The sequence below is a fragment of the Prochlorococcus marinus str. SB genome (assembly GCF_000760115.1).
In the GTDB taxonomy this organism is placed as follows: domain Bacteria; phylum Cyanobacteriota; class Cyanobacteriia; order PCC-6307; family Cyanobiaceae; genus Prochlorococcus_A; species Prochlorococcus_A marinus_D.
Genome location: NZ_JNAS01000001.1, coordinates 237,593 through 258,214 on the forward strand (window position 1 = coordinate 237,593; position 20,622 = coordinate 258,214).

Genomic DNA, 20,622 nt, shown 5'->3' on the forward strand with positions numbered 1-20,622 from the left:
GCTTTATGACTTTTGTCATTACTACACCTTTATATTATGTTAATGATAAACCACATTTAGGAAGTGTATATACAACAATAATTTGTGACTCAATAGCTAGGTACAAAAGGCTTGCAGGTGAAGAAGTTATTTTCATCACTGGTGTTGATGAACATGGTTTAAAAATACAAAGAACAGCTAATGAAAAGGGTATTGCTCCAAAATCACATTGTGATGAAATCTCAGAGGTCTTTAAAAATAATTGGAAAGATTGGAATATATCCTATGACAAATTTATAAGAACAAGCTCAAAAAATCATGAATTTGTTGTTAATGAATTTTATGAAAGAGTAAAAGCATCAGATGATATCTATATGGGAGTTCAAAAAGGTTGGTATTGTGTCGGTTGCGAAGAATTTAAAGATAATCCAGAAAATTCATCAACATACAAATGTCCAATACATCAAAAAAATCTAGAATGGAAAAATGAAGAGAATCTCTTTTTTAGGCTTTCAAAATATCAAAAAGAAATCGAGAAAATAATCAACGAACCTTCTTTTATAGAGCCAATAGAAAGAAAGAATGAAATTATAAATTTTGTTTCTAGAGGTTTAAAGGATTTTTCAATTTCAAGAACAAATGTTTCATGGGGAATTCCTGTCCCTGATTACGATAACCATACCTTTTATGTGTGGTTTGATGCTTTACTTGGATATGTAAGTGCCATTAGTTCTGATGCGACAGAACATTCATTGGAAAAGTCAATTAATGGAGGATGGCCAGCTGATGTTCATTTAATTGGTAAGGATATTCTGAGATTCCATGCTGTATATTGGCCTGCAATGCTCATTTCTGCCAAAATGAAAGTTCCTAAGAAGGTTTTTGGGCACGGATTTCTTACAAGAGAGGGGCAAAAAATGGGTAAAAGCTTAGGAAATGTACTCGACCCTGATTTATTGCTTACAAAATATGGAAATGATCCTGTAAGATGGTACCTCATTAAAGACATATCATTAGGAAATGATGGAGATTTTCAAGATAAAAGATTTGTTGACATCATCAATAATGACTTAGCTAATACAATTGGTAATTTATTAAATAGAACATTATCTATGTCTAGAAAATGGTTTGATAATAAAGTGCCAAATAATAAAAAAATTTTAAGTGAAAATAAATTAGAAAATTATGCCAAAATTGCAGTTGAAAACTATATTTATAACTTTGATAACTACAAATTAGATTTAGCAGCTAATGAAGTACTTAGCCTAGCAATTAATACAAATTTGTATTTGAATGATAATCAGCCATGGGTGCTAATAAAAGAGAAAGATAATCTACCTCTAGTTAAAGAAATTATTTATAACGTTTTAGAAAGTACCAGAATAATAGGATTATTATTACTACCTTTATTACCCGAATTATCTATAAAAATTAATGAACAACTTGGCTCTATATACAGAAAGGAAATTTCTTGGAAAAAACAATTAATTTGGGGATTATTAGTTAGCAACTCAAGTCTTCCTAAACCCACTCCAATCATAAATAAACTTGAGTATGAGCAAAAATTATAGATTAATAATTTTCCTTACATTATTTATGCTTGGTTGCGCTCCCAGTGTAATTGATGAAAATAAAGTTATCCAAAAAATAGACAGTTTAGATATGACTATATTCTCTAAAAGTGGAGATAAAATATATTCTATTACCAGTCCAAATTCAAGTTATGACAATATCGAATTAAAATTCGAATTAAAAAAACCTATTATTAATATTCTTAATGGGAAAGAAACTAAATATATTATTAGTTCAGAAGAATCTACATTATCAGACAATAATAAACTCTTGAAATTGAAAGGGAATGTTAAATTAAAAACTTTAAAAAATAATGAGGATATTTTAAATGCTGATAATTTTATTTGGAATATAGAAAATACTAACTATCTATTAGAGGGAAATATAAGATTTGAAAATCAAAATATCATCTTAAATTCAGGAAAAGCCATATTGGGTTCAGATGACATAATTGAATTTTTCAATCCAGTAAAATATATAATTAAAGAAGAAAATAACGAAAATAAATATGAAATAAACTCAGAAAATGCTTTCTATAATTTAAATACTGAATCAGTAAGCTTTGAAGCAAAAGATAAAAGAGTTAAATCAATAATATATTTTTAAATTTTATTTTTTGAGAAAATATTATTAATTTTTTTGGACCAGTTATTAATCCATTTTTCATCAGATTTCGTAAAACACTTAGCACTCCAGCCTCCTATCAATATGAAAGCCTTATTATTTATAGGTACAACTAAAATAGATGGAATTTCAGCGCAAAAATTATAAAATTCATCTCTTCCAGGATAAAATTTAGTGTTTGCCAATGATATTAATTTCATATCTTTAATAGATCTCAGACAAGTTTCCCCAGGTTTAAAATCATTACTTGAAGTGATACCCCTCCTCAATATATTAACGCCATCATTGTGGATTAATATTGCTGCTGCTGCTGTAGAAGTTAATATCGCTTCAGAACCCCATGCAAGTTCATCAATAACTTCATCCGGCATGTTTTTATCGAAGAGAAACATATTTTCTCCTTTTAAAAGAGCTTTCTCACCAGCTATGGGTTGGAATTGTTTAAATAAAAAACCTATCAAAATAATAATTAACGAAGCTATTGCAGCTAACACTTGTGCTCTTTCAAGCTCAGGAGTGATTGTTTCTATTGAAATGAAATTTGCTATCTGAAAAATAAATAGTATTACACCAACTGATATTAATGATTTCCCATTGAATCCCATATTTTAAATATGTTATTTCTAATTAAATTATGCAAATATTATATTGTTTAGTAGATTTAAAATTACTCAAACATATGGTTTTTAATATATAATTAACCAAAACCTCTCAAAATGAAACTAAACATCAATAAATATATACTTTCCCTTATCTTTACTGGCTTTATTTTTATTCTTATTCCTTCGACTACTTACGCAAATGAAATTAATACTATAAATAAATATTTTGGTATTACTCAACAGAAGGCTGTTATAAATTACGAAAAAAGTCAGCCCTCATCTATCGACAACCCTGTAGTGGATCCAAATTTTAACACTATGAGATCAAAAGATACTGAGAGTTCAACTGCTACTTATATAGTTATAGGTTTGTTAATTGCTGCCACGATTATTCCTCTAGCAACATGGTGGTATTTCTCTAAATAAATAGAGAATTTATGAATGCCAAGGTTTTAAATATTAGTGAATATTCATCTCATATAGTTTTAATTACAGGGGGGACAAAGAGTGGGAAAAGTGAATTCGCGGAGCATCTTGCAAAGGAGGTAAAAAAATTATCATATGTTGCCTTATCTGAAAACAATTTGGATGATAAAGAATGGCAAGATAAAATTAATTTACATAGAAAAAGAAGACCAAAAGATTGGAAATTAATAGAAACGACAGATCTATTAAATACATTAAGGAATGAAGAAGGTCCATTATTAATAGACTCTATTGGGGGATTCGTGATGAAAAGTATTGGCAAGGAACAAAATGAATGGTCAACAAAAATGAATTCACTTATAAGTCTTTTAATGAAAAGAAAAAGCATAACAATTATTGTTGGAGAACAAGTAGGTTGGAGTTTGGTCTCTGAATATAAAATTGGTAATACATATATTGAGAGAATCGGCGAACTTCAAAAGAGAATAACCAAAATATCAAAAGATAATTGGCTGGCCATAAACGGCAGAGCAATCAAAATAGATGAAATAAGTATTGAAATACCTACTTAAAATTGGAAGTCGCTCTTTTTGAACCAAGAATCCCACAAAATACTGGTAATATTGCCAGATCATGTGCTGCGTTTAATTTACCTTTAAATCTTATAGAGCCCTTGGGTTTTAAGCTAGAAGATAAATATTTAAAAAGAGCAGGATTAGACTATTGGCCTCTAGTTACTGTTAATCAGTATGAGAATTTTGAAAAATTTTTAGCCTCAAAATCAACAAAAAGAATAATTTCTTTTAGTAAAAAAAATGGATTATATTTGAATGATTTTAAATTTAAGCAAGATGATATTTTGCTATTTGGGAGAGAAGATTCAGGATTACCCGATTCCATAATTGATAAAAGCGACTTTTTAATTTCAATATTTATGCCGAATATACAGAATGGAAACAATGATCAAAAAGGTGTTAGAAGTCTAAACCTTTCTGTAGCATGCGGAATTGCTATATATGAGGCCCACAAACAAATAAATTTTCAAAATGGTAATTAAGTACAACCAATGCCTTACAATATTCCCATGTCTCGGTAGCTCAGCTGGTTAGAGCGGCGGATTCATAGCCCGCAGGTCGCGTGTTCAAGTCACGCTCGAGACATTTGCAATACTTTTCAATTAAAAAAGTGAAATTTTAATTTAATTAAACTATTAAAGACAATAATGTTTAATTCACTTAGCACAGTCCTAGATCCAAAAAAATCTAAAGCAAAATATCCAGAAGCAAGAGTTATAGTTCTTGATGACAATTTTAATACTTTTCAGCATGTCGCAAATTGTCTTCTAACAATTATTCCAAGCATGAGTAAACAAAGAGCATGGGATCTAACAATCAAAGTTGATAAAACAGGATCTGCAGAGGTATGGAGAGGTAATTTTGAACAGGCAGAGTTATATCATGAGCAACTAATCAGCAAAGGATTAACAATGGCTCCAATTGAGAAAACATAAAATAAGTAAGATTGACAGAAAATTTTTGGCTTATAAATTCGAATCGTTCAAGGGTTAAAAGGTTTTCAAAGAATAATCGAAATGAAGATAAATTTTTTGAATATATGTTTATTGACTCTGGAAGAATACTTGGTGTTTTAGGAAAAGAACCACCTCTTATGACAACCAGAGAAGAACTTAAAGTTGATAAAGCTAGAGATGAATGGAGAAAGTTAATCGCTCAAGGTTGGAGGAGAACCAAACCAGTTTGGGAAAACTATTAGTATCCAATATTGTTACTGGGATTAGTTATATAAATTATTAGATTTAGGACGTAGTTTGCGGGTAAATTTAATGGCTTCAAAAGTAACAAAGCCATTCCTTGAGTCACATTAAATTCCTTATTTTTCATAAAAAAATAAAAGTCTCATTTTAATTATAAAAAGACTGTCAAATACAAACTAAAAATACTAAAAAAAGATATATAAGCATTTATTGATTAAAGATTTTCAAGATATATAATATCTAAAACTTATTTTAGAAAATCATAGATTTAGGGATACTTGTTATTTTTTTTTTTAAATTCCACGTCATAATTTAATAATAACTTTGATTTTAGGTTATAAATACCCAATGAAGTATCTCATCTTAAGCAAAAAATCAAGAGCTTTATTTGGTATTGGAATAGTTGCTATAAGTATTGGATTAATATCAAAGAAAATAATTAACTATCCAGCTTGAGGATGTATGAAAGGTATTCAAGAAATAACCCTTAATATCTAGCCATTAATCATCTTACATTTTCCTTAATTATTAAATCCAGTCAATTTTGATAATTCTTTTAGTGAAAGTACACCCAAAATTAGTTTTTTATTTATTTCCCATGTGGGAAAGCCTTTAATTTTTTTATCAATGCATAATTGAGTTTGACTGTTTATGCCATCTCTTGCACATTCAACTACATTAAGTTCTCTATAAGCTTGCTTTCCAAATAATTCACTTTGTTTAAGGCAATTAGGACACCAATATGCTGAATATTTAACTACACCATTATCTTTAAGGTATTTAGCCAACTCGATAGATTCCCTAGTGCTTTCTGAGGTGACTATAAGTTCTTTCTGATTATTTAAGTGAGTGCTACGTACAACACTTGGTAAAGTTAGCAAAACTATTAGTGGTAATAATAGGCGGTTCATTTATTTACTACTTTTCCTCCATATTTTCTAACTATCTTATCAAGAAAATTCGTATATCTTTATTTTTAAGTTTCTCTATTTGCTGAAGATTTTCAAGAAGATCACATATTTGATCTTGTATATCTTCATTTAATTCACTTACTGCCATTTATATTTAGAGTTTTTATAATCCAATTTTAAATCAAAAGTAAATTTACATACTTATTGTATTTATATTTATTTATTGCTATTTTTTTAAAGCGGGCTAAGGTTCATATCTCCACGAGGATTTAGTCCGCTGAATTTTTAAAGATTCAATTTTTTTTGGATTCCTATTTAAAAAGTTGATTAGAAATATTTAAACATATTTATCTTTTCTTAATTTCTAAATTCCATTGAAAAGCATTCTCATATAAACATTAATAGTGTGACACTATTTATTCAATAATGTTGTTATTTCGCTTCATAACTTTCTTAAAATACTTAAACTCAATAAATTCATGCATCATTTTGATATTTTCAGATAATACTTTTTTATTAACTGCATATTCATCCACATTTAGTGGAGATTTATTATTTTCAGAAAATGTTTCGTGATCAAAAGAAATGTTTATAAAATCATCTTTATCATTTCGATTTTGACTAAAAGTTTCATTTAACACACCTCGAGACCTCAACGCTTCCTCAACCAATAAACCTGTGACCTTTGACTGACTAAACTCATTAGCTGTGCACAATTTTTCAATAATTTCATGCACTTCTTCACTTGGCAAAAAACCAATTCTTTTCCTCGGAGAGGGCATAATTAAAAAAAAATTAGTGTCACACTTGCACATTATAAGTGTTGCACTATATTTAATTTAAGTCAACTATTTTTGCTATGCATATTTTATTATTTCCTGTCGGATTTATTCTTTGGTATCTAGCTTATGAAGCAAAACCTATCATTAATGATGAAGTAACGCTGAATTGGGAAGAAACAAATACAATTAAAAGAAATAAACTTTTAAAATTAATCAACGAAAGCTTTTAAAATTAACTGTTAATCGATTTTGACCATTCCTTGTGTTTATTATCTAGATCTGAGATTAACTGTTTTTGATAAGTAAATTTGAGTTGATTTTCGTTAAGTGATTTTTTTGTGATAATCATCTCTTTAGAGAAAAAATTGGGAGTGTTAGAACTACTAATTTTTTTTTTGACTTCCATATAATAAATTCATCTATTTTTTTTATATGACTTATAAGGTTATAGTCTCAATATTTTTATATTCTTTTTACATTTCCTTCATATGTGTTTTTAGCACGTTTGTAAAAAATATTAGTTTATTAAATAATAAAGGCTATATTTAAACAAAATATATTTTTTATCATGAATCTAAAGGAGAGAGGGATTACTGTTGGAGATTTACTAATAATACTAATAATAATAATTACTTCTACACTATTAATTAAATCATTTAGCAAAGATAAGAAAACAACACTTAATTATAGTAATCAAGAGCAAGTTTCTTATAAGAAAAATTACTGTCAAAAATTTATTTGAATAGCTTATATAAATTATTTATAAACTCTTAATTAATACAATTAACTATTAAGTTTCTCTAATATCAATTTAAAGAATTAATAATTATCAAAAAAAGAGCTTATATAATTTAAATATTTTGATGAAATGATTTAGAACCTTCCCATTTCAAATTTTCCTTTAAATCATTGAAATCATTTGATATTGACACTAAATTCACCATTTGTAGAATTTGAGTTTTATTTAGCCTATTAATAGCAATAAGTTTATTAAGCATTTCTAAAACAGATTTATCATTGATATTCATTGTTTGTATAAAAAACTATGATCCTTTAATTTAAATACTTTATCTTATAATTTTAAAAGTTTCTCTTAAAATTTCATTATATATTTTATGCTAAATATATTATGATCAAAAAATAAAACTTCTACTGATAAGTAAAAATCTTTAGCTCACTTTCTTATAAATTCGTTTATTGTAAAAAGAAAAAAATGAAAAAAAACTCTAAGAAAGATTACCTTAATAGAGATGAAGTTAATGAAATGATTGAATCCGCTTTAAGGAGACACAATAGAAGATCTACAATAATATCAAGTGTACTTGGGTGGATTCTAATAGGAGGTTATTCGTTTGGACTTTTTCAAGCGGTTCAAAATGTCTAATTAATCTTTTCTTTAAAGCAGAACTTGCTAGATGATAAATTAATATAAGACTAAATATTTATTATGACGGAATATATTGAGGCAAATCTTAAAGCGATAAGAAAATATTTAAAAAAACGAAAACTATATACATCAAAATTAAATAATGCTTCGATAATGGAAGAATTCAAAGAATGGAGCAAAGATCCATTACCTGAGACAGAATCAATTTGGACTTTACCTGACTTAACGAGGAATGAAAGACTAAAAAATTTTTGTCGCTCAATTAAGAAGGAAATAAGATAAGTTTTTAACTACCTAGTTGTATATGATTTACCTTTAAGTAAAAATAACCCGCAAATCCAACTATATTCAAAATTACAACGAAAATCCAAGCTCCAATTGGCTGGTTAGAATCAAATTTTTTTATTTTAACTTTTTCCTTTAGTCTTTCAATATATTTAGCCATAATTAAAAATATTAAAAAGAATATTTACAATTATAGAGTGTTAAATTTTAAGGAATCTTAAATAAAATAAAATTTCTTTTAATTCGAATTTTTATTGTCAAACCTGTTAATGGGATATTTAATTAACTCCTTTTTAAGATTTTTTAAAAGTTTATTGTGATTCAAAATTGTAAATTTCTTAGTAAAGGAATAGTGCCATTTCATTGAATTAAAAAAAAACTTGCTAATTCATTATTAAAAAAATTATAATACTAATTACGGTCATTAAGACCATACATAATTTAAATAAGGACAAATTTTTTCATGAGCTTAAGAGTTGGCCAAGAAGCACCAGATTTTAGTGCTACAGCAGTATATGATCAAGAGTTTAAAGAGATTACACTTTCAGGTCTAAGAGGTAAATGGGTTGTTCTATTCTTTTACCCACTAGATTTTACATTTGTATGTCCAACTGAAATCACTGCATTTAGTGATAGATACCAAGATTTCTCGGCACTTAATACGGAAATACTTGGGGTATCAGTTGATAGCAAACACTGTCATTTGGCTTGGATACAAACCCCAAGAAATGAAGGTGGTATAGGTGATATTAACTATCCTTTAGTTTCTGACTTAAAAAGAGAAATTTGCCAGGCTTACAATGTTCTAAATGATGATGGGGAAGCTGATAGAGGTTTATTTCTTATCAATCCAGAAGGAGTAGTTATGCATACGACCGTTAACAAGGCTCCTGTAGGTAGAAATGTTGATGAAACGCTAAGGATTCTTCAAGGTTATCAATACGTAGCGGCAAACCCCGATGAAGTATGTCCAGCAAATTGGACCCCTGGGGAGAAAACAATGTTAGAGGACCCCAAAGGTAGTAAGGAATATTTTTCTGCGCTATAGAAGGATTAGAAACATTTAAGTAAGTATTGAGTAGTAAATAATTATAAAAAAATAAAAAATAAATATATTCAAAAAGGGGGCAATATCCTCCCTTTGAGGTTTGGGCACTATCCAATCGCTTAAATTAGTTTTATATGATATGAAGGACCACGTATAAAAAGAAATTTCTATGGTGACTAGGATAAAAAGATTAATTAAATTTAAGTCATTTAAACCAAAATATCTATAAATATGAAATTGATCATCAACACTAATATTATCAATTTGAAGATGCCAAAGACAGAGTGAAATCAAAATAAAATTTATCAATATTATTTTTTTTAACAGAAACCTAGATCTCTTAAAAATTAATAAGATAGAAATTAAAAATATGAAAAAACTTAACTGTTGAATATCCGGTTTTGGTACATTAATTCCTTCAAGAAATAAATTTAATATAAGATCAAAATTTATATATATATAATCAGCTATTAAGTAAGAAAGAAATATTAAATTTATTGCTACCAAGAATAATAGTCTTTTGCCTTTAATTACTTTTATACTATCAATTTTATCCTTATTAAATTTATAGTATGTATAGTTTTTTAAAGAGTTTAAACACACTAAAGATGGACATATTGCACCGCTCAAATAGTAAAGGATTGAATAAAAGGAAATATCATTAATATTAAGTGAATACAAATTAAACCATTGTTTTTGTACAAATGGAAGAATAAGTAAAAATGAAAGTGTAACTATTAACTTCGATGTATTGTTTTTAATTATCAAGAAAATATTTTTTTTTAATTTAAAACAATTAAATCAAACTTTCAATAATTTAGAAGTTGTTAATTTAAAAACTTTTTTATCTATAGTTTCTTGATTTAAAAGTATATCAACTAATTTATCTAGTAAGACTCTGTTTTTTTTCAATATTTTTATTGAATTATTTAATGAAATTTTTGAAATATTTATGATTTCATTATCTATTCTAGAACTGGTATTTTCTGCTATGAGAGGCTTTCTTCTGAATAATCCATCTCCTAAATACATTTCATTATTATCAGAATCCATTGAAATTGGACCAATAATTGAAAATCCATATTTTGTAACCATTTCCCTTACGATATTTGTCGCATAAGAGATATCATTCATGGAGCATTGAGTAATTTCACCTTCACCAAAAACTATGGTTTCTGCTGCTCTTCCAGCTAAAGCAACTTCAATTTTTGAAAATAATAATTTTTTTGAAATCAATCCACTAGAAATTACATCTTCGTCAGGACATATTTTTGTATATCCTCCTATAAATCCAGATCTAGGTAAAATCGTAATTTTATCAACTGATTCAATTCCATTTCTCACAGCAGATACAATTGCTCTACCTACTTCGTTATAAGCAATAATTTTTTTCATATTAGGAGAAGTTATTAATGAGCTTCTCAGGCCAATAGTAATTTTATCAAGAGCATTTTCTATATGAAGATCACTGATTAATTTAGATTCGTCTCTTGCACAGTGAATAGCACTCTCGTTCATCAAGTTTGCAAGATCTGCTCCCGAAAATCCAACTGTTCTAGAAGCCCAATATCCTAAGTCAACTTCGCTTGAAAGTGGTTTTGAAAGTGAGTGAACTGAAAGAATTTTTTTTCTTCCATCTAAATCTGGAAGCATTACTTCAATTTTCCTATCAAATCTACCTGGTCTTAATAATGCTGCATCCAAAATATCTGGTCTATTAGTTGCTGCTAAAACAATAATCCCAGAATTATCAGCAAAACCATCTAATTCAGTTAGAAGCTGATTAAGGGTTTGTTCTCTTTCATCATTTCCACCGCCGATCCCAGACCCTCTTTGCCTACCAATGGAATCAATTTCATCAATGAAAATTATACAAGGAGATTTTTCCTTAGCCTTGGAGAACAGATCACGAACTCGGCTAGCTCCAACACCAACAAAAAGTTCTACAAACTCTGATGCCGATATTGAGAGAAAAGGCACTCCTGATTCACCAGCAATTGCTTTAGCTAATAATGTTTTACCTGTTCCTGGTGGGCCTATTAGAAGAACTCCCTTAGGAACTTTTGCTCCAAGATCTTCAAATTTCTTTGGTTCTTTCAAAAATGTTATTACCTCTTTTAATTCCTCAGCGGCTTCAGGGACACCAGCTACATCATCGAATCTCGTTTCTACATCATCAATAGTTACAAATTTAGCTTGATTTTTGGTAAAACCAAAAGCTCTTGAAGCCAATTTTGATGTACTCCTCAAGATTAAGACTATAGCTAATATGAAAATCAGGAAAAGACTTATTGAAGCAAATGAATTAGCAGCTGAGGCTTCTTTTCTACTGTTGTTAATAGTTAGATCTACCTTATTTTCAGTAGCCTTTTCAAGGATTAATTGATCGTTGTAGAGGATAGGTATTTTAAATTTATCGCCATTTTTATACAAAACATCAATTTCTCTCTGTCTTGGATAGAAAAATATTGATTCTATTTTCCCCGTCTCTATATCTTCTAAAAGATCAGAATAACTTGATTTAGAATCTGAATATGAGAATTTTGATCTAAACACTAATCTTTATAAGTGATTAATAAAGCATATATGCTTATTTAAAAAATTGACGTATATAAACAAAATATACTCAAAAGTTTTGGAGATAACCAGTTAAAGGTTATATTATTATATGGAAATAAAGAAACAGAATGGCTGTACCAAAGAAGAAAAAATCAAAGAGCAAAAGGAACCAAAGGCATGCTGTTTGGAAAGGTAAAGCAGCAATAGCAGCTCAAAAAGCTATATCTTTAGGTAAATCAGTTTTAACTGGGAAAGCTCAAGGATTTGTTTATCCTATTGAAGAAGAAGAAGAAGAGTAGCTTTTAAGATCCTAATTTAAATGCTTCAAGTATAACAGCATAAATTGCACCAATTCTTAATTTATCAACTACGGTCCATAGATAATAAAATTTTGAACTTGCTGCAGGTTTAATTCTTATAATGATTTCAATAAAAATTATAATTATAGGGACCATTATCAACTCATTTTTACCTTCAGATATAAATTTTGTAATAAAATTTGCAAACAAAAAATAACCTGTCAAAACAGAAATTAGACCAATAGATTTTGTGCTCCAAGTATCACTTAGAAAACCAAAAAATAAATTATTTAACTGGTTGGTAATTCTTGAAAAATTAGTTTTTTGCATTACTAAAATACACTAAATAATCACTTAGAAAGTTATAGTCAATATATGATTTTTTTAGTTTAGGTCCTTTAATTACATTTGCCACATTATTCTGATCACCAAGACTGTCTAAAATACAATCTAATTTAATATTTTCCTCAAGAACAATTGGGATATTTGAAGGAACAAAAATTGTTGGCAAGTTAGCTGCCAAGGAAGATTTCAATCCTGGATTTGAGTCTTCAAAAACAATTGAGTTGTTTTTGTTTATACCACTTAATTGGATTGCCTTTAAATATGGTAATGGATTTGGTTTCTTTAATTCAACGTCTTCGCTTGAAATAATGAACTCAAAAGGATTGAAGCCATTAAAAAGATAATCAACAAGTAGATTAACTTGAATTCTTGAGCTTGAAGTAACAATAAATTGTCTTACTTTTTTTCTATGTAATTCATTTATTAATCTAAAAACACCAATATTTAAACTAACACAATTTTTTTTTATAATTTTTAAATAATGAAACTGCTTTGTTTCATGAATTTTGAGAATTAAATCTTCTGAGAAATTATCATTATTAGATTTAGCGTAATAAGCAATCCTATTTTTGCCCCCATTTATCTTCAGAAGTTTTATATATGTATTAGTATCCCAATCCCAATCAATACCAAGGTCATTAAAAGCATTATTAAAAGCAGGTAAATGAGCCTCTAATTCAGTATTTGCGATGGTACCATCTAAATCCCAATAAACACCCTCCAGATAAGTCACCAAAAAATTTATTTTATTTACGGTAAAATACAAGAGCAATTATTGCTGGTCCTGCCAGCGCAACTACAGCCAAAGGAATAAGTGTTGCCATGATTAATGAATATGTTTTGTGATACTATTTTTACAAATAAATGACGAAACTGTACTGATACGTTACAAGATTGAATTAAATCATGAAATCATGGACATGTATAGAAAATTGTGGAGCTTGTTGTAAATTCGACTTGAACGAAAGAAGCGATTTGGCTAACAAACTTAACAAAGAAGATATAGCTTTGATAAATTCGATGATGGCTAAAGACGGTTGGTGTAAAAACCTGGACAGAGAAAATAAAAAATGCTTAATTTATGAAACCAGACCACATTTTTGCCGTGTAAGTGAATTTTCAACTTTATTTAAAGGATATTTGAAATCTGGTGATGAATTTTTAATAGATTGCTGCAAACAACATATTTCATCAAATTATGGATACCAAAGTAAAGAGATGAAAACTTTTAAAATTGCTGTTTCAGAAAAATGAATAGTAAATTAGAAAAAAAGGAAAACAATATAGAAAAAAGTTTTTTTTCTATATTCATAACGACTTTTACAACAATCTTTATTGCTGAACTTGGCGATAAAACTCAGATAGCCACATTGATGCTTTCTGCGGAATCGGGCAAGCCAATTATTGTTTTTCTGGGAAGTTCTCTAGCATTAATAAGCTCTAGCATAGTAGGAGTTCTTATTGGTAAATGGGTATCAAAAAAAATATCTCCTAGCAAATTTGCTTTATCTACTGGTGCTTTAATGATAATAATAAGTATATTTTTAGCTTATGAAACTTTCAAAAATTATTTTTAAATGGTTTTAAGTCTATTACTATCAACATTTCTAACAGTTTTCATAGCTGAATTAGGTGACAAAACTCAACTAGCTACTTTAACTATAAGCGGCACTTCAAATAAACCATTAGCAGTTTTTCTGGGATCTTCTTCAGCACTTGTTTTTGCGAGTTTACTGGGAGCTTTAACAGGCGGTTCTATTTCAAGTTTTTTACCTGAAGTAGTTCTTAAGTCAATTGCCTCCATTACATTTTTGATTATTGGTATAAGGCTTTTTATCAACTCTTTCACTATTGAAAAAGAAGAAAAAGAAGAGAAAGAAAATAATTAGTTTTAAGCTTGGATAATAAGGTGTAATAATGAAGTGTATAACTTTAAATTAATTTATAATTTCATTTAGATCATGTTCACAGCATCCTCAATAATTGATAATCTTAATCAGTCAGAAAGATTAGAATATAAAAAATTATGCAGATTATTAAAAATAACAAAGAAATCTGATAAGGATAAATTGGATATTGCTTTAACAGCTCTAGAAAAACTTGAAATAATTAATAAAAATGAAGATGATGAATATTCCTGCATAAAAGATAGTGATCATCTTGTCGCCAAAATAAGGTGTAGTAGCAAAGGCTATTGCTTTGCTGTAAGAGGAAAAGACAAAGAAGATATTTACATTAAAGAAAATCTACTTAACTATGCATGGAATGGAGATAAAGTTTTAGTAAGGATAATAAAAGAGGCTTATAGAAGAAGATCACCTGAGGGAATAGTTGATTGTATTCTTGAAAGATCAAATCAAATACTTCTTTCTAAAGTTGAAATAATAAATAATGATGTATATGCAATACCAATAGACGATAGGATACTTTCTAAAATTAAACTTCCAAAAGAGAATAAAAAATACACTTTCAATCCAGACAATAAGAATATAGTAAAAGTTGAAATTGATAGATTCCCCATAGGTCAAGAAGAAGGACTAGGTCATGTGATACAGGAACTAAAACTAAACAATAATGAAGACTATGATACAGACTTTGTTTTATCTAAAAGCAATATCGTTAAATCATACGATTTAAATCATATTGAATCAAAAAAAATAGAAAAAAGGGAGAGAATAGACCTTACAGATAAAAACTCTTATTTATTCAAAAGTTGGAATTCTAATAATTCTCCAATGCTACCAATGATTCAAATAGAGCAGGGAAAAAATAAAAATACTAAATTATGGATACATACAAATAATCTTGCTGAAAGAGTAGATCTAAATAGTAAAAAATCTCTAGAAATATTATTCAAAAGCTTTGAATCATTACCCTTATTAAATGATTGGCAAAACTACCTTGGTGAAGCCATAAGAAATGATTCTCAATTTAAATTAGGTGAAAAGAATGAAGCAATAAGCCTCTGTGTCAATTTAAATAGTGATAACGAAATAATTGATTGGTCTTTTCATCTTACTTTAGTAAAGTGCACCCTTATTGTTGGAAGTGATCATACTGACGCGCTTCTATCTAGAAAAAGCAAATCAAGAATAACCTCTCGGTTATTAAAACCTATAAAGGAATATGTCGACGATTTAGATAAAATACTAGAAATTTCATGTTCATTCAGAGAAAACCATCTTTTGGAGGGTAAGGTAGAAATTCCTTCGCCACTGAATAATATTGAAGCACTAGAAGAATTTTTTATTCACAATCCTGCTGAATATTCAAAAGGATATTTTGAATCATTAAATAAAGAAGATTGCCAAACTTACCTTTCACCAATACTATATGAAGCTAATTTAATATGGTTCAAACATTCAAATCAATATGGCTTAAAAAGTGCAGGATACATTTCAAATGGAATAGATTACGTTAATGCTAATGAAATTATCAAATTCTCGGAATTTATTGATAATGGTGTAGAGCTTAATGAAGATGGTAATTTGACATTTAGTCAAGTAATTAAATTATGTGACGACGATAATAAAAAAAGAATCTTACATAAACTTCTAATTAATGAATTTAAGGACAATGAAATAAGTTTGATATCTAAAGATCCCGATAATGATGAATCAGAAAAAATATTTATTACTCCGTGGACAATTCCAGGATTTGACCTCACAAATCTTATAAATCAGTACTGTATTTTTAATATGATAATAAATGGTAAGAAATCAAAGAAAAATAATATAAATGAAATTAATATATCTCAGAGTAATTCATTAGAATTAGTAAATTGGGATATATTTAATTCATCAATTTCAAAAAATCTAGAAATATTATTTAACAAGTTTGTGATAGATAAACTTAATGAATTCAAGTACAAAGTTAACCAATATAAATCTAATATGATAAATATAAAAAAAGTAAGAAAAGCAGAAAAATTACTAGGTAATATTTATAGTGGTTTTATTTTATCAGTCCAAACATATGGTTTCTTTGTTGAGATATCAGAACTAAATGTAGAGGGTTTAGTACACGTAAGCACTCTTAATAATGATTGGTATGAATACAGGTCAAGGCAAAATCTATTGATTGGAAGAAAATCCAAAAAATCATATAAAGTTGGAGATGCAATAGAAGTAAAAATAATAAAAGTAGATATTCTTAAATATCAAATTGATTTAGAATTAACATAAATAAATTTTCACAAAATATATTATGGAAACATTAACCAAAAAAATTTAAGATAACTTTTTAAAATTATGTTTAAGAAAAAATATTTACTTTTAACTCTTTTTTTAATAATTATTTTTCAAGTTTTATTATATACAAATAATAATCAGAAGACTTCATTTAGATACTTTAAATGGACCTTCCAAGAAGTAAGTATAGGTAAGTTAATCAGTATTTCATTTTTTTCTGGTTTATTTGTAAGCACTTTATTGAATACAACAATTACTAGTTCTAGTTTCAGAAAAAAAACTTTAGACAATGTGGAAGATGATTTTGTATCAAATAATAATGAGGAAGAAATGAAACCAAACGTTGAGATGCCGCCACAAAGAGATATTAGAGAAACTCAACCAACAATTTCTGTTAATTACAGAGTAGTCAAAAATATGGATGATAATAATTTAAAAAAAGATCAAGGTTATTCAAATCAAGATATTAAAGATGACTGGGATAATGCTGATAATGATTGGTAGAAAAATAAATTAATTAAAAATGTTTTTTTAATTTATAATGGAATAAATTGTTTTTTTTATGGAAGAAAATTTAGACAAAAATAATGGAGTAAATAAAGAAAAATCTTACAAGGCTAATAAATCAAACTCTGAGGAAATAAAAGGTCCTAAATCAGAAAAAGTTATCAATATGAATATTGATAATAGTGATTCTGCCTCTAGAGTTGTTAAAAATAATGAAATTAATATTCCCGTAAAACCTACAATAAAACCCAAAAAAGAACTCCCATTAGAAAAAAAGCCTTTCCAAGAATTTATTAACCTACACCTAATTCCTTCACTTACTGAGGAAATTAATAAAAGGGGATTAGAAATAAACAATATTAACCTCACTAACACATCTAGACCTATTGCTGGAGATAAATGTTGGGTAATAAATTGTGAAATTAAAGACACTTGTAACTTTTGGCTATCCTTTGAGAAGGATGACATTAGTTCTTTAAAAAGTATTTCTTTATCAAAACCTAATCAAAAACCAAGCATTATTGAATCTTTTCTTATTGACGAAAAAAGAATCACCCTAAAATTAATTATTTCAAGGGTACTTCAAAGATTGAATGGGCAAAAGTTAATAGGAGTTAATTAGAAAAACAATAACACCAAGTTAACTTTTCCCTCGAAAAGACAAATCATAGTAAATAATAGTATTAATAAACCGAATAAAAAATGGCTCAATCAACTGTTGAATCAAAAAATAAAAAAGATATTAATAATGGAAAGATACCTGCAAAAGAAACAATTTTGTCTCCAAGATTCTATACAACAGACTTTGAGGCTATGGAAAATATGGATTTATCAATAAACGAGGAGGAATTGGAAGCTATATGTGAAGAATTTAGGAAAGATTACAATAGACATCATTTTGTAAGAAATAGTGAATTTGAAGGGGCTGCAGAAAAATTAGATCCTGAGACAAGAGAGCTTTTTGTTGATTTTCTCGAGGGAAGTTGTACTTCAGAATTTTCAGGTTTTTTACTTTATAAGGAACTTAGTAAGAGAATTAAAGTCAAAAACCCTCTACTTGCTGAATGTTTTGCTCATATGGCCAGAGATGAAGCAAGACATGCAGGTTTTTTAAATAAATCAATGAGTGACTTTGGACTTCAGTTAGATTTAGGTTTTTTAACAGCGAATAAAGATTACACTTATTTCCCACCAAGAAGTATTTTTTACGCTACTTATTTATCCGAAAAAATAGGTTATTGGAGATACATCGCAATTTATAGGCATCTAGAAAAGAATCCAGATAGCAAGATTTTTCCACTTTTTAATTACTTTGAGAATTGGTGTCAAGATGAAAATAGGCATGGTGACTTCTTTGACGCACTAATGAAAGCACAACCACGAACAGTTAAATCATTAAGCCAAAAAATTACCATTGGGGGCTCTACCTTTACACATCCACTATTTGACTATTTCCATAGATTTAGATACTTTTTGAACAATCTTCCATTAACATCCAAGTTATGGTCTAGGTTTTTCTTACTTGCTGTATTTGCCACTATGTATGCAAGGGATCTGGGGATCAAAAAGGATTTCTACGCTTCTTTAGGATTAGATGCGAGAGATTACGACCAGTATGTAATTAATAAAACTAATGAAACTTCTGCTAGAGTTTTTCCTGTAGTGTTAGACGTTTATGATAAATCCTTCTACGGAAGATTAGATAAAATAGTAGAAAATAATAAGGTTCTTTCCGATATTGCAAGCAGTGAGGGAAATACATTATCTAAAACTTTTAAAAAATTACCTAAATATTTATCAAACGGTTACCAGTTATTGAGACTATACTTATTAAAACCTCTTGATAGCAAAGATTTCCAACCTTCGATTAGATAATCTTTATACAGAGAAGAATTATAGACTCAAATGCTTTCGTCACAAATCAAATCAAATGAAATTATTTTTGGCAGTTGCAATAAGGATTTGTTAGAAGAAATTATTTTCTATGGGATTAGACTAGGGGCTGATTTTGTGGAAATATTTATAGAAAATACCGATAACTCAAGTGTTTTAGCTGAGGAAGATTTCATTACAAGTGTAAGTCCATCATTTGGAAGGGGTGCTGGTATTAGGATCTTTAAAGAAAAAAAGGATGGATTTGTAAGTACAAATGATTTAACAAAGCATGGCTTGATGAGATCGGTATCTCAGGCTATTGAGATGTTAGACATAACAAACAACAATAAAGGGGATTCATTTAACGGTTTAAATGAACATAGGGACTATAGCTTATCCAAGAAAAAATGGATTAATGAAGTCCCATCTATTCATGAGATAAGTGAAAAACTACTACTCAGCTCAAAATCTCTAAAAAAGAATAACAAAATAATAACTAGAAAAGGAAGTTACTCAAGAAATTTGCAAGAAGTAATTATAGCTTGCAGTGATGGAACCTATGTCTCAGATATTAGGTTGCATCAAACAGTTGGACTCAATGTAATTGCTAGTGATGCCCAATATAGATCTAGTGGAAGTAGAAGATTTGGATCGTCAGGAATGCCTAATGAATTCAGATTATGGGATCACGAAAAAGCAGCTAATGAGGTGTTTGAAAGTTCAATGAATATGTTGTATGCAGATTATGTTGATGCGGGACAAATGCCTGTTGTATTAGCTAATAAATTTGGTGGCGTTATATTCCACGAAGCCTGCGGTCATTTACTTGAAACTACTCAAATAGAAAGAGGAACAACACCATTTGAGAATAAATTGAATGAAAAAATTGCACATGAATCAGTAACAGCAATTGATGAAGGAATATCAGAAGGATCCTTTGGTTCATTATCTGTAGATGATGAAGGTATGGAACCAGAAAAATCAGTTCTTATAAAAAATGGAATTTTAAAAAAATTCATATCTGACAGAGCTGGTGAATTAAGAACTGGTCATAAAAGGACAGGGAGTGGAAGAAGACAAAATTATTCCTTTGCTGCAGCTTCAAGAATGAGAAATACTTATATAGCTAAGGGTGATCACTCGAAAGAGGATTTAATCAATAGTATTAGCGATGGACTTTACTGCAAATCAATGGGGGGTGGCAGTGTAGGTGCTACAGGACAATTTAATTTTGCGGTGGAAGAAGGATATCTTATCAAAAACGGAAAATTAACTACTCCAGTAAAGGGAGCAACTTTGATTGGTGAGGCAAAAGAAGTTATGCCAAAAATATCAATGTGCGGTAATGACCTCGAATTGGCTCCTGGATTCTGTGGATCCATTAGTGGAAGTGTCAACGTAACTGTTGGCCAACCTCATATTAAGGTTGATTCAATCACTGTTGGCGGTAGATAGGA

At 28.6% G+C, this 20,622-nt stretch carries 30 protein-coding genes and 1 tRNA gene; 22 read left to right on the forward strand and 9 right to left on the reverse strand.

Annotation, left to right across the window (positions count from 1 at the left end):
* The first annotated feature begins 5 nt into the window (after window positions 1-5).
* Together metG and lptC are read left to right on the forward strand one after the other, a co-directional pair.
* Window positions 6-1,550: a methionine--tRNA ligase gene (gene metG / locus EV02_RS07225; protein ID WP_032518919.1), complete on the forward strand. Its 1,545-nt coding sequence runs from the start codon at window positions 6-8 to the stop codon at window positions 1,548-1,550.
* The gene (gene lptC / locus EV02_RS07220) at window positions 1,534-2,157 is read left to right on the forward strand and encodes an LPS export ABC transporter periplasmic protein LptC (RefSeq protein WP_241433694.1); all 624 of its coding nucleotides are present in this window, start codon (window positions 1,534-1,536) and stop codon (window positions 2,155-2,157) included. The genes metG and lptC overlap by 17 nt, the downstream gene beginning before the upstream one ends.
* Here lptC and EV02_RS07215 read toward each other — a convergent pair.
* On the reverse strand, window positions 2,154-2,780 hold the full coding sequence (locus EV02_RS07215) for a cofactor assembly of complex C subunit B (protein WP_032518920.1): 627 nt from the start codon (window positions 2,778-2,780) through the stop codon (window positions 2,154-2,156). The genes lptC and EV02_RS07215 overlap by 4 nt on opposite strands.
* Before the next feature lie 111 nt (window positions 2,781-2,891).
* Between EV02_RS07215 and EV02_RS07210 the strand changes: the two genes are divergently transcribed.
* The 6 genes from EV02_RS07210 (at window position 2,892) to EV02_RS07185 (ending at window position 4,976) form a co-directional block, all read left to right on the forward strand.
* Entirely contained in the window at window positions 2,892-3,203 is a 312-nt protein-coding gene (locus tag EV02_RS07210; RefSeq protein ID WP_032518921.1) for a hypothetical protein, read from the forward strand.
* Window positions 3,204-3,214: 11 nt separating this feature from the next.
* Window positions 3,215-3,775, forward strand: a complete 561-nt coding sequence (locus EV02_RS07205; RefSeq protein ID WP_032518922.1) for a bifunctional adenosylcobinamide kinase/adenosylcobinamide-phosphate guanylyltransferase — start codon at window positions 3,215-3,217, stop codon at window positions 3,773-3,775.
* A gap of 2 nt (window positions 3,776-3,777) precedes the next feature.
* Window positions 3,778-4,260 carry a tRNA (cytidine(34)-2'-O)-methyltransferase gene (locus EV02_RS07200; protein WP_032518923.1) on the forward strand — a complete coding sequence of 161 codons (483 nt, stop codon included), beginning with the start codon at window positions 3,778-3,780 and terminating at the stop codon, window positions 4,258-4,260.
* Between the two features lie 29 nt (window positions 4,261-4,289).
* Window positions 4,290-4,363, forward strand: a tRNA-Met gene (locus EV02_RS07195).
* Window positions 4,364-4,425: 62 nt separating this feature from the next.
* Window positions 4,426-4,713, forward strand: coding sequence for an ATP-dependent Clp protease adapter ClpS (clpS, locus tag EV02_RS07190; protein WP_032518924.1), 288 nt, complete (start codon window positions 4,426-4,428; stop codon window positions 4,711-4,713).
* An 11-nt stretch (window positions 4,714-4,724) separates the two neighbouring features.
* Entirely contained in the window at window positions 4,725-4,976 is a 252-nt protein-coding gene (locus tag EV02_RS07185) for a DUF1651 domain-containing protein (protein WP_032518925.1), read from the forward strand.
* Between the two features lie 522 nt (window positions 4,977-5,498).
* Here EV02_RS07185 and EV02_RS07180 read toward each other — a convergent pair.
* Together EV02_RS07180 and EV02_RS07175 are read right to left on the reverse strand one after the other, a co-directional pair.
* Window positions 5,499-5,888 (reverse strand): hypothetical protein, encoded by a 390-nt coding sequence (locus EV02_RS07180; protein ID WP_032518926.1) that lies wholly within the window; start codon window positions 5,886-5,888, stop codon window positions 5,499-5,501.
* A gap of 416 nt (window positions 5,889-6,304) precedes the next feature.
* On the reverse strand, window positions 6,305-6,670 hold the full coding sequence (locus EV02_RS07175; protein WP_032518927.1) for a hypothetical protein: 366 nt from the start codon (window positions 6,668-6,670) through the stop codon (window positions 6,305-6,307).
* A gap of 77 nt (window positions 6,671-6,747) precedes the next feature.
* Between EV02_RS07175 and EV02_RS09395 the strand changes: the two genes are divergently transcribed.
* Window positions 6,748-6,900 carry a hypothetical protein gene (locus EV02_RS09395; protein WP_193742601.1) on the forward strand — a complete coding sequence of 51 codons (153 nt, stop codon included), beginning with the start codon at window positions 6,748-6,750 and terminating at the stop codon, window positions 6,898-6,900.
* A 338-nt stretch (window positions 6,901-7,238) separates the two neighbouring features.
* On the forward strand, window positions 7,239-7,412 hold the full coding sequence (locus EV02_RS09400) for a hypothetical protein (RefSeq protein ID WP_193742602.1): 174 nt from the start codon (window positions 7,239-7,241) through the stop codon (window positions 7,410-7,412).
* 109 nt (window positions 7,413-7,521) lie between these two features.
* Here the strand turns inward: EV02_RS09400 and EV02_RS09405 are convergent, their stop codons facing one another.
* Complete coding sequence (locus EV02_RS09405) at window positions 7,522-7,698, reverse strand: hypothetical protein (protein WP_193742603.1); 177 nt, start codon at window positions 7,696-7,698, stop codon at window positions 7,522-7,524.
* A gap of 185 nt (window positions 7,699-7,883) precedes the next feature.
* Here EV02_RS09405 and EV02_RS09410 point away from each other — a divergent pair, with 185 nt between their 5' ends.
* Together EV02_RS09410 and EV02_RS07170 are read left to right on the forward strand one after the other, a co-directional pair.
* Window positions 7,884-8,054, forward strand: coding sequence for a hypothetical protein (locus tag EV02_RS09410; RefSeq protein WP_187151015.1), 171 nt, complete (start codon window positions 7,884-7,886; stop codon window positions 8,052-8,054).
* Window positions 8,055-8,117: 63 nt separating this feature from the next.
* On the forward strand, window positions 8,118-8,339 hold the full coding sequence (locus EV02_RS07170; protein WP_025891704.1) for a hypothetical protein: 222 nt from the start codon (window positions 8,118-8,120) through the stop codon (window positions 8,337-8,339).
* A 4-nt stretch (window positions 8,340-8,343) separates the two neighbouring features.
* Here EV02_RS07170 and EV02_RS09415 read toward each other — a convergent pair whose 3' ends face one another.
* The gene (locus EV02_RS09415; protein ID WP_179852468.1) at window positions 8,344-8,502 is read right to left on the reverse strand and encodes a hypothetical protein; all 159 of its coding nucleotides are present in this window, start codon (window positions 8,500-8,502) and stop codon (window positions 8,344-8,346) included.
* Window positions 8,503-8,805: 303 nt separating this feature from the next.
* On the opposite strand from EV02_RS09415, the gene EV02_RS07165 reads away from it, so the two are divergent.
* Complete coding sequence (locus EV02_RS07165) at window positions 8,806-9,390, forward strand: peroxiredoxin (protein WP_025881525.1); 585 nt, start codon at window positions 8,806-8,808, stop codon at window positions 9,388-9,390.
* A gap of 801 nt (window positions 9,391-10,191) precedes the next feature.
* On the opposite strand, the gene ftsH is transcribed toward EV02_RS07165, so the two are convergent.
* Window positions 10,192-11,946, reverse strand: a complete 1,755-nt coding sequence (gene ftsH / locus EV02_RS07155; RefSeq protein WP_032518929.1) for an ATP-dependent zinc metalloprotease FtsH — start codon at window positions 11,944-11,946, stop codon at window positions 10,192-10,194.
* A 131-nt stretch (window positions 11,947-12,077) separates the two neighbouring features.
* Between ftsH and rpmF the strand changes: the two genes are divergently transcribed.
* Complete coding sequence (gene rpmF / locus EV02_RS07150; RefSeq protein WP_002805281.1) at window positions 12,078-12,248, forward strand: 50S ribosomal protein L32; 171 nt, start codon at window positions 12,078-12,080, stop codon at window positions 12,246-12,248.
* Window positions 12,249-12,251: 3 nt separating this feature from the next.
* On the opposite strand, the gene EV02_RS07145 is transcribed toward rpmF, so the two are convergent.
* The 3 genes from EV02_RS07145 to psb30 are packed head-to-tail and all read right to left on the reverse strand — an operon-like array spanning window position 12,252 to window position 13,417.
* A complete protein-coding gene (locus tag EV02_RS07145; protein WP_032518930.1) occupies window positions 12,252-12,578 on the reverse strand; it encodes a DUF565 domain-containing protein in 327 nt (108 codons plus the stop codon).
* Window positions 12,565-13,326, reverse strand: a complete 762-nt coding sequence (locus tag EV02_RS07140; protein WP_032518931.1) for an HAD-IA family hydrolase — start codon at window positions 13,324-13,326, stop codon at window positions 12,565-12,567. The genes EV02_RS07145 and EV02_RS07140 overlap by 14 nt, the downstream gene beginning before the upstream one ends.
* Window positions 13,327-13,339: 13 nt before the next feature.
* Entirely contained in the window at window positions 13,340-13,417 is a 78-nt protein-coding gene (gene psb30, locus EV02_RS09875) for a photosystem II reaction center protein Ycf12/Psb30 (protein WP_144010216.1), read from the reverse strand.
* Window positions 13,418-13,499: 82 nt separating this feature from the next.
* On the opposite strand from psb30, the gene EV02_RS07135 reads away from it, so the two are divergent.
* The 8 genes from EV02_RS07135 to EV02_RS07100 all read left to right on the forward strand — a co-directional run bounded on the left by EV02_RS07135 (window position 13,500) and on the right by EV02_RS07100 (window position 20,620).
* Window positions 13,500-13,847 carry a YkgJ family cysteine cluster protein gene (locus EV02_RS07135; protein WP_032518932.1) on the forward strand — a complete coding sequence of 116 codons (348 nt, stop codon included), beginning with the start codon at window positions 13,500-13,502 and terminating at the stop codon, window positions 13,845-13,847.
* Window positions 13,844-14,170 carry a TMEM165/GDT1 family protein gene (locus EV02_RS07130; protein ID WP_032518933.1) on the forward strand — a complete coding sequence of 109 codons (327 nt, stop codon included), beginning with the start codon at window positions 13,844-13,846 and terminating at the stop codon, window positions 14,168-14,170. Before EV02_RS07135 ends, EV02_RS07130 begins: the two co-directional genes overlap by 4 nt.
* Window positions 14,171-14,482 carry a TMEM165/GDT1 family protein gene (locus EV02_RS07125; protein ID WP_032518934.1) on the forward strand — a complete coding sequence of 104 codons (312 nt, stop codon included), beginning with the start codon at window positions 14,171-14,173 and terminating at the stop codon, window positions 14,480-14,482.
* Window positions 14,483-14,554: 72 nt separating this feature from the next.
* The gene (locus EV02_RS07120) at window positions 14,555-16,777 is read left to right on the forward strand and encodes an RNB domain-containing ribonuclease (RefSeq protein ID WP_032518935.1); all 2,223 of its coding nucleotides are present in this window, start codon (window positions 14,555-14,557) and stop codon (window positions 16,775-16,777) included.
* Between the two features lie 66 nt (window positions 16,778-16,843).
* The gene (locus tag EV02_RS07115; protein ID WP_032518936.1) at window positions 16,844-17,287 is read left to right on the forward strand and encodes a hypothetical protein; all 444 of its coding nucleotides are present in this window, start codon (window positions 16,844-16,846) and stop codon (window positions 17,285-17,287) included.
* A 58-nt stretch (window positions 17,288-17,345) separates the two neighbouring features.
* Window positions 17,346-17,912, forward strand: coding sequence for a DUF2996 domain-containing protein (locus EV02_RS07110; RefSeq protein WP_032518937.1), 567 nt, complete (start codon window positions 17,346-17,348; stop codon window positions 17,910-17,912).
* An 80-nt stretch (window positions 17,913-17,992) separates the two neighbouring features.
* Window positions 17,993-19,165, forward strand: a complete 1,173-nt coding sequence (gene acsF / locus EV02_RS07105) for a magnesium-protoporphyrin IX monomethyl ester (oxidative) cyclase (protein ID WP_032518938.1) — start codon at window positions 17,993-17,995, stop codon at window positions 19,163-19,165.
* A 30-nt stretch (window positions 19,166-19,195) separates the two neighbouring features.
* Window positions 19,196-20,620, forward strand: coding sequence for a TldD/PmbA family protein (locus EV02_RS07100; protein WP_032518939.1), 1,425 nt, complete (start codon window positions 19,196-19,198; stop codon window positions 20,618-20,620).
* The last annotated feature ends 2 nt before the right edge of the window (window positions 20,621-20,622 follow it).

Coding starts and splice junctions, on each gene's coding strand:
- rpmF (WP_002805281.1), top strand. CDS start 12,078: ATGGCTGTACCAAAGAAGAAAAAATCAAAGAGCAAAAGGAACCAAAGG.
- EV02_RS09410 (WP_187151015.1), top strand. CDS start 7,884: ATGAAAAAAAACTCTAAGAAAGATTACCTTAATAGAGATGAAGTTAAT.
- EV02_RS07130 (WP_032518933.1), top strand. CDS start 13,844: ATGAATAGTAAATTAGAAAAAAAGGAAAACAATATAGAAAAAAGTTTT.
- EV02_RS07115 (WP_032518936.1), top strand. CDS start 16,844: ATGTTTAAGAAAAAATATTTACTTTTAACTCTTTTTTTAATAATTATT.
- EV02_RS09400 (WP_193742602.1), top strand. CDS start 7,239: ATGAATCTAAAGGAGAGAGGGATTACTGTTGGAGATTTACTAATAATA.
- EV02_RS07125 (WP_032518934.1), top strand. CDS start 14,171: ATGGTTTTAAGTCTATTACTATCAACATTTCTAACAGTTTTCATAGCT.
- EV02_RS07135 (WP_032518932.1), top strand. CDS start 13,500: ATGAAATCATGGACATGTATAGAAAATTGTGGAGCTTGTTGTAAATTC.
- EV02_RS07175 (WP_032518927.1), bottom strand. CDS start 6,670: ATGCCCTCTCCGAGGAAAAGAATTGGTTTTTTGCCAAGTGAAGAAGTG.
- EV02_RS09415 (WP_179852468.1), bottom strand. CDS start 8,502: ATGGCTAAATATATTGAAAGACTAAAGGAAAAAGTTAAAATAAAAAAA.
- EV02_RS09405 (WP_193742603.1), bottom strand. CDS start 7,698: ATGAATATCAATGATAAATCTGTTTTAGAAATGCTTAATAAACTTATT.
- EV02_RS07170 (WP_025891704.1), top strand. CDS start 8,118: ATGACGGAATATATTGAGGCAAATCTTAAAGCGATAAGAAAATATTTA.
- EV02_RS07145 (WP_032518930.1), bottom strand. CDS start 12,578: ATGCAAAAAACTAATTTTTCAAGAATTACCAACCAGTTAAATAATTTA.
- EV02_RS07165 (WP_025881525.1), top strand. CDS start 8,806: ATGAGCTTAAGAGTTGGCCAAGAAGCACCAGATTTTAGTGCTACAGCA.
- EV02_RS09395 (WP_193742601.1), top strand. CDS start 6,748: ATGCATATTTTATTATTTCCTGTCGGATTTATTCTTTGGTATCTAGCT.
- psb30 (WP_144010216.1), bottom strand. CDS start 13,417: ATGGCAACACTTATTCCTTTGGCTGTAGTTGCGCTGGCAGGACCAGCA.
- EV02_RS07110 (WP_032518937.1), top strand. CDS start 17,346: ATGGAAGAAAATTTAGACAAAAATAATGGAGTAAATAAAGAAAAATCT.
- EV02_RS07100 (WP_032518939.1), top strand. CDS start 19,196: ATGCTTTCGTCACAAATCAAATCAAATGAAATTATTTTTGGCAGTTGC.
- metG (WP_032518919.1), top strand. CDS start 6: ATGACTTTTGTCATTACTACACCTTTATATTATGTTAATGATAAACCA.
- EV02_RS07120 (WP_032518935.1), top strand. CDS start 14,555: ATGTTCACAGCATCCTCAATAATTGATAATCTTAATCAGTCAGAAAGA.
- lptC (WP_241433694.1), top strand. CDS start 1,534: ATGAGCAAAAATTATAGATTAATAATTTTCCTTACATTATTTATGCTT.
- EV02_RS07215 (WP_032518920.1), bottom strand. CDS start 2,780: ATGGGATTCAATGGGAAATCATTAATATCAGTTGGTGTAATACTATTT.
- acsF (WP_032518938.1), top strand. CDS start 17,993: ATGGCTCAATCAACTGTTGAATCAAAAAATAAAAAAGATATTAATAAT.
- EV02_RS07210 (WP_032518921.1), top strand. CDS start 2,892: ATGAAACTAAACATCAATAAATATATACTTTCCCTTATCTTTACTGGC.
- EV02_RS07205 (WP_032518922.1), top strand. CDS start 3,215: ATGAATGCCAAGGTTTTAAATATTAGTGAATATTCATCTCATATAGTT.
- clpS (WP_032518924.1), top strand. CDS start 4,426: ATGTTTAATTCACTTAGCACAGTCCTAGATCCAAAAAAATCTAAAGCA.
- EV02_RS07180 (WP_032518926.1), bottom strand. CDS start 5,888: ATGAACCGCCTATTATTACCACTAATAGTTTTGCTAACTTTACCAAGT.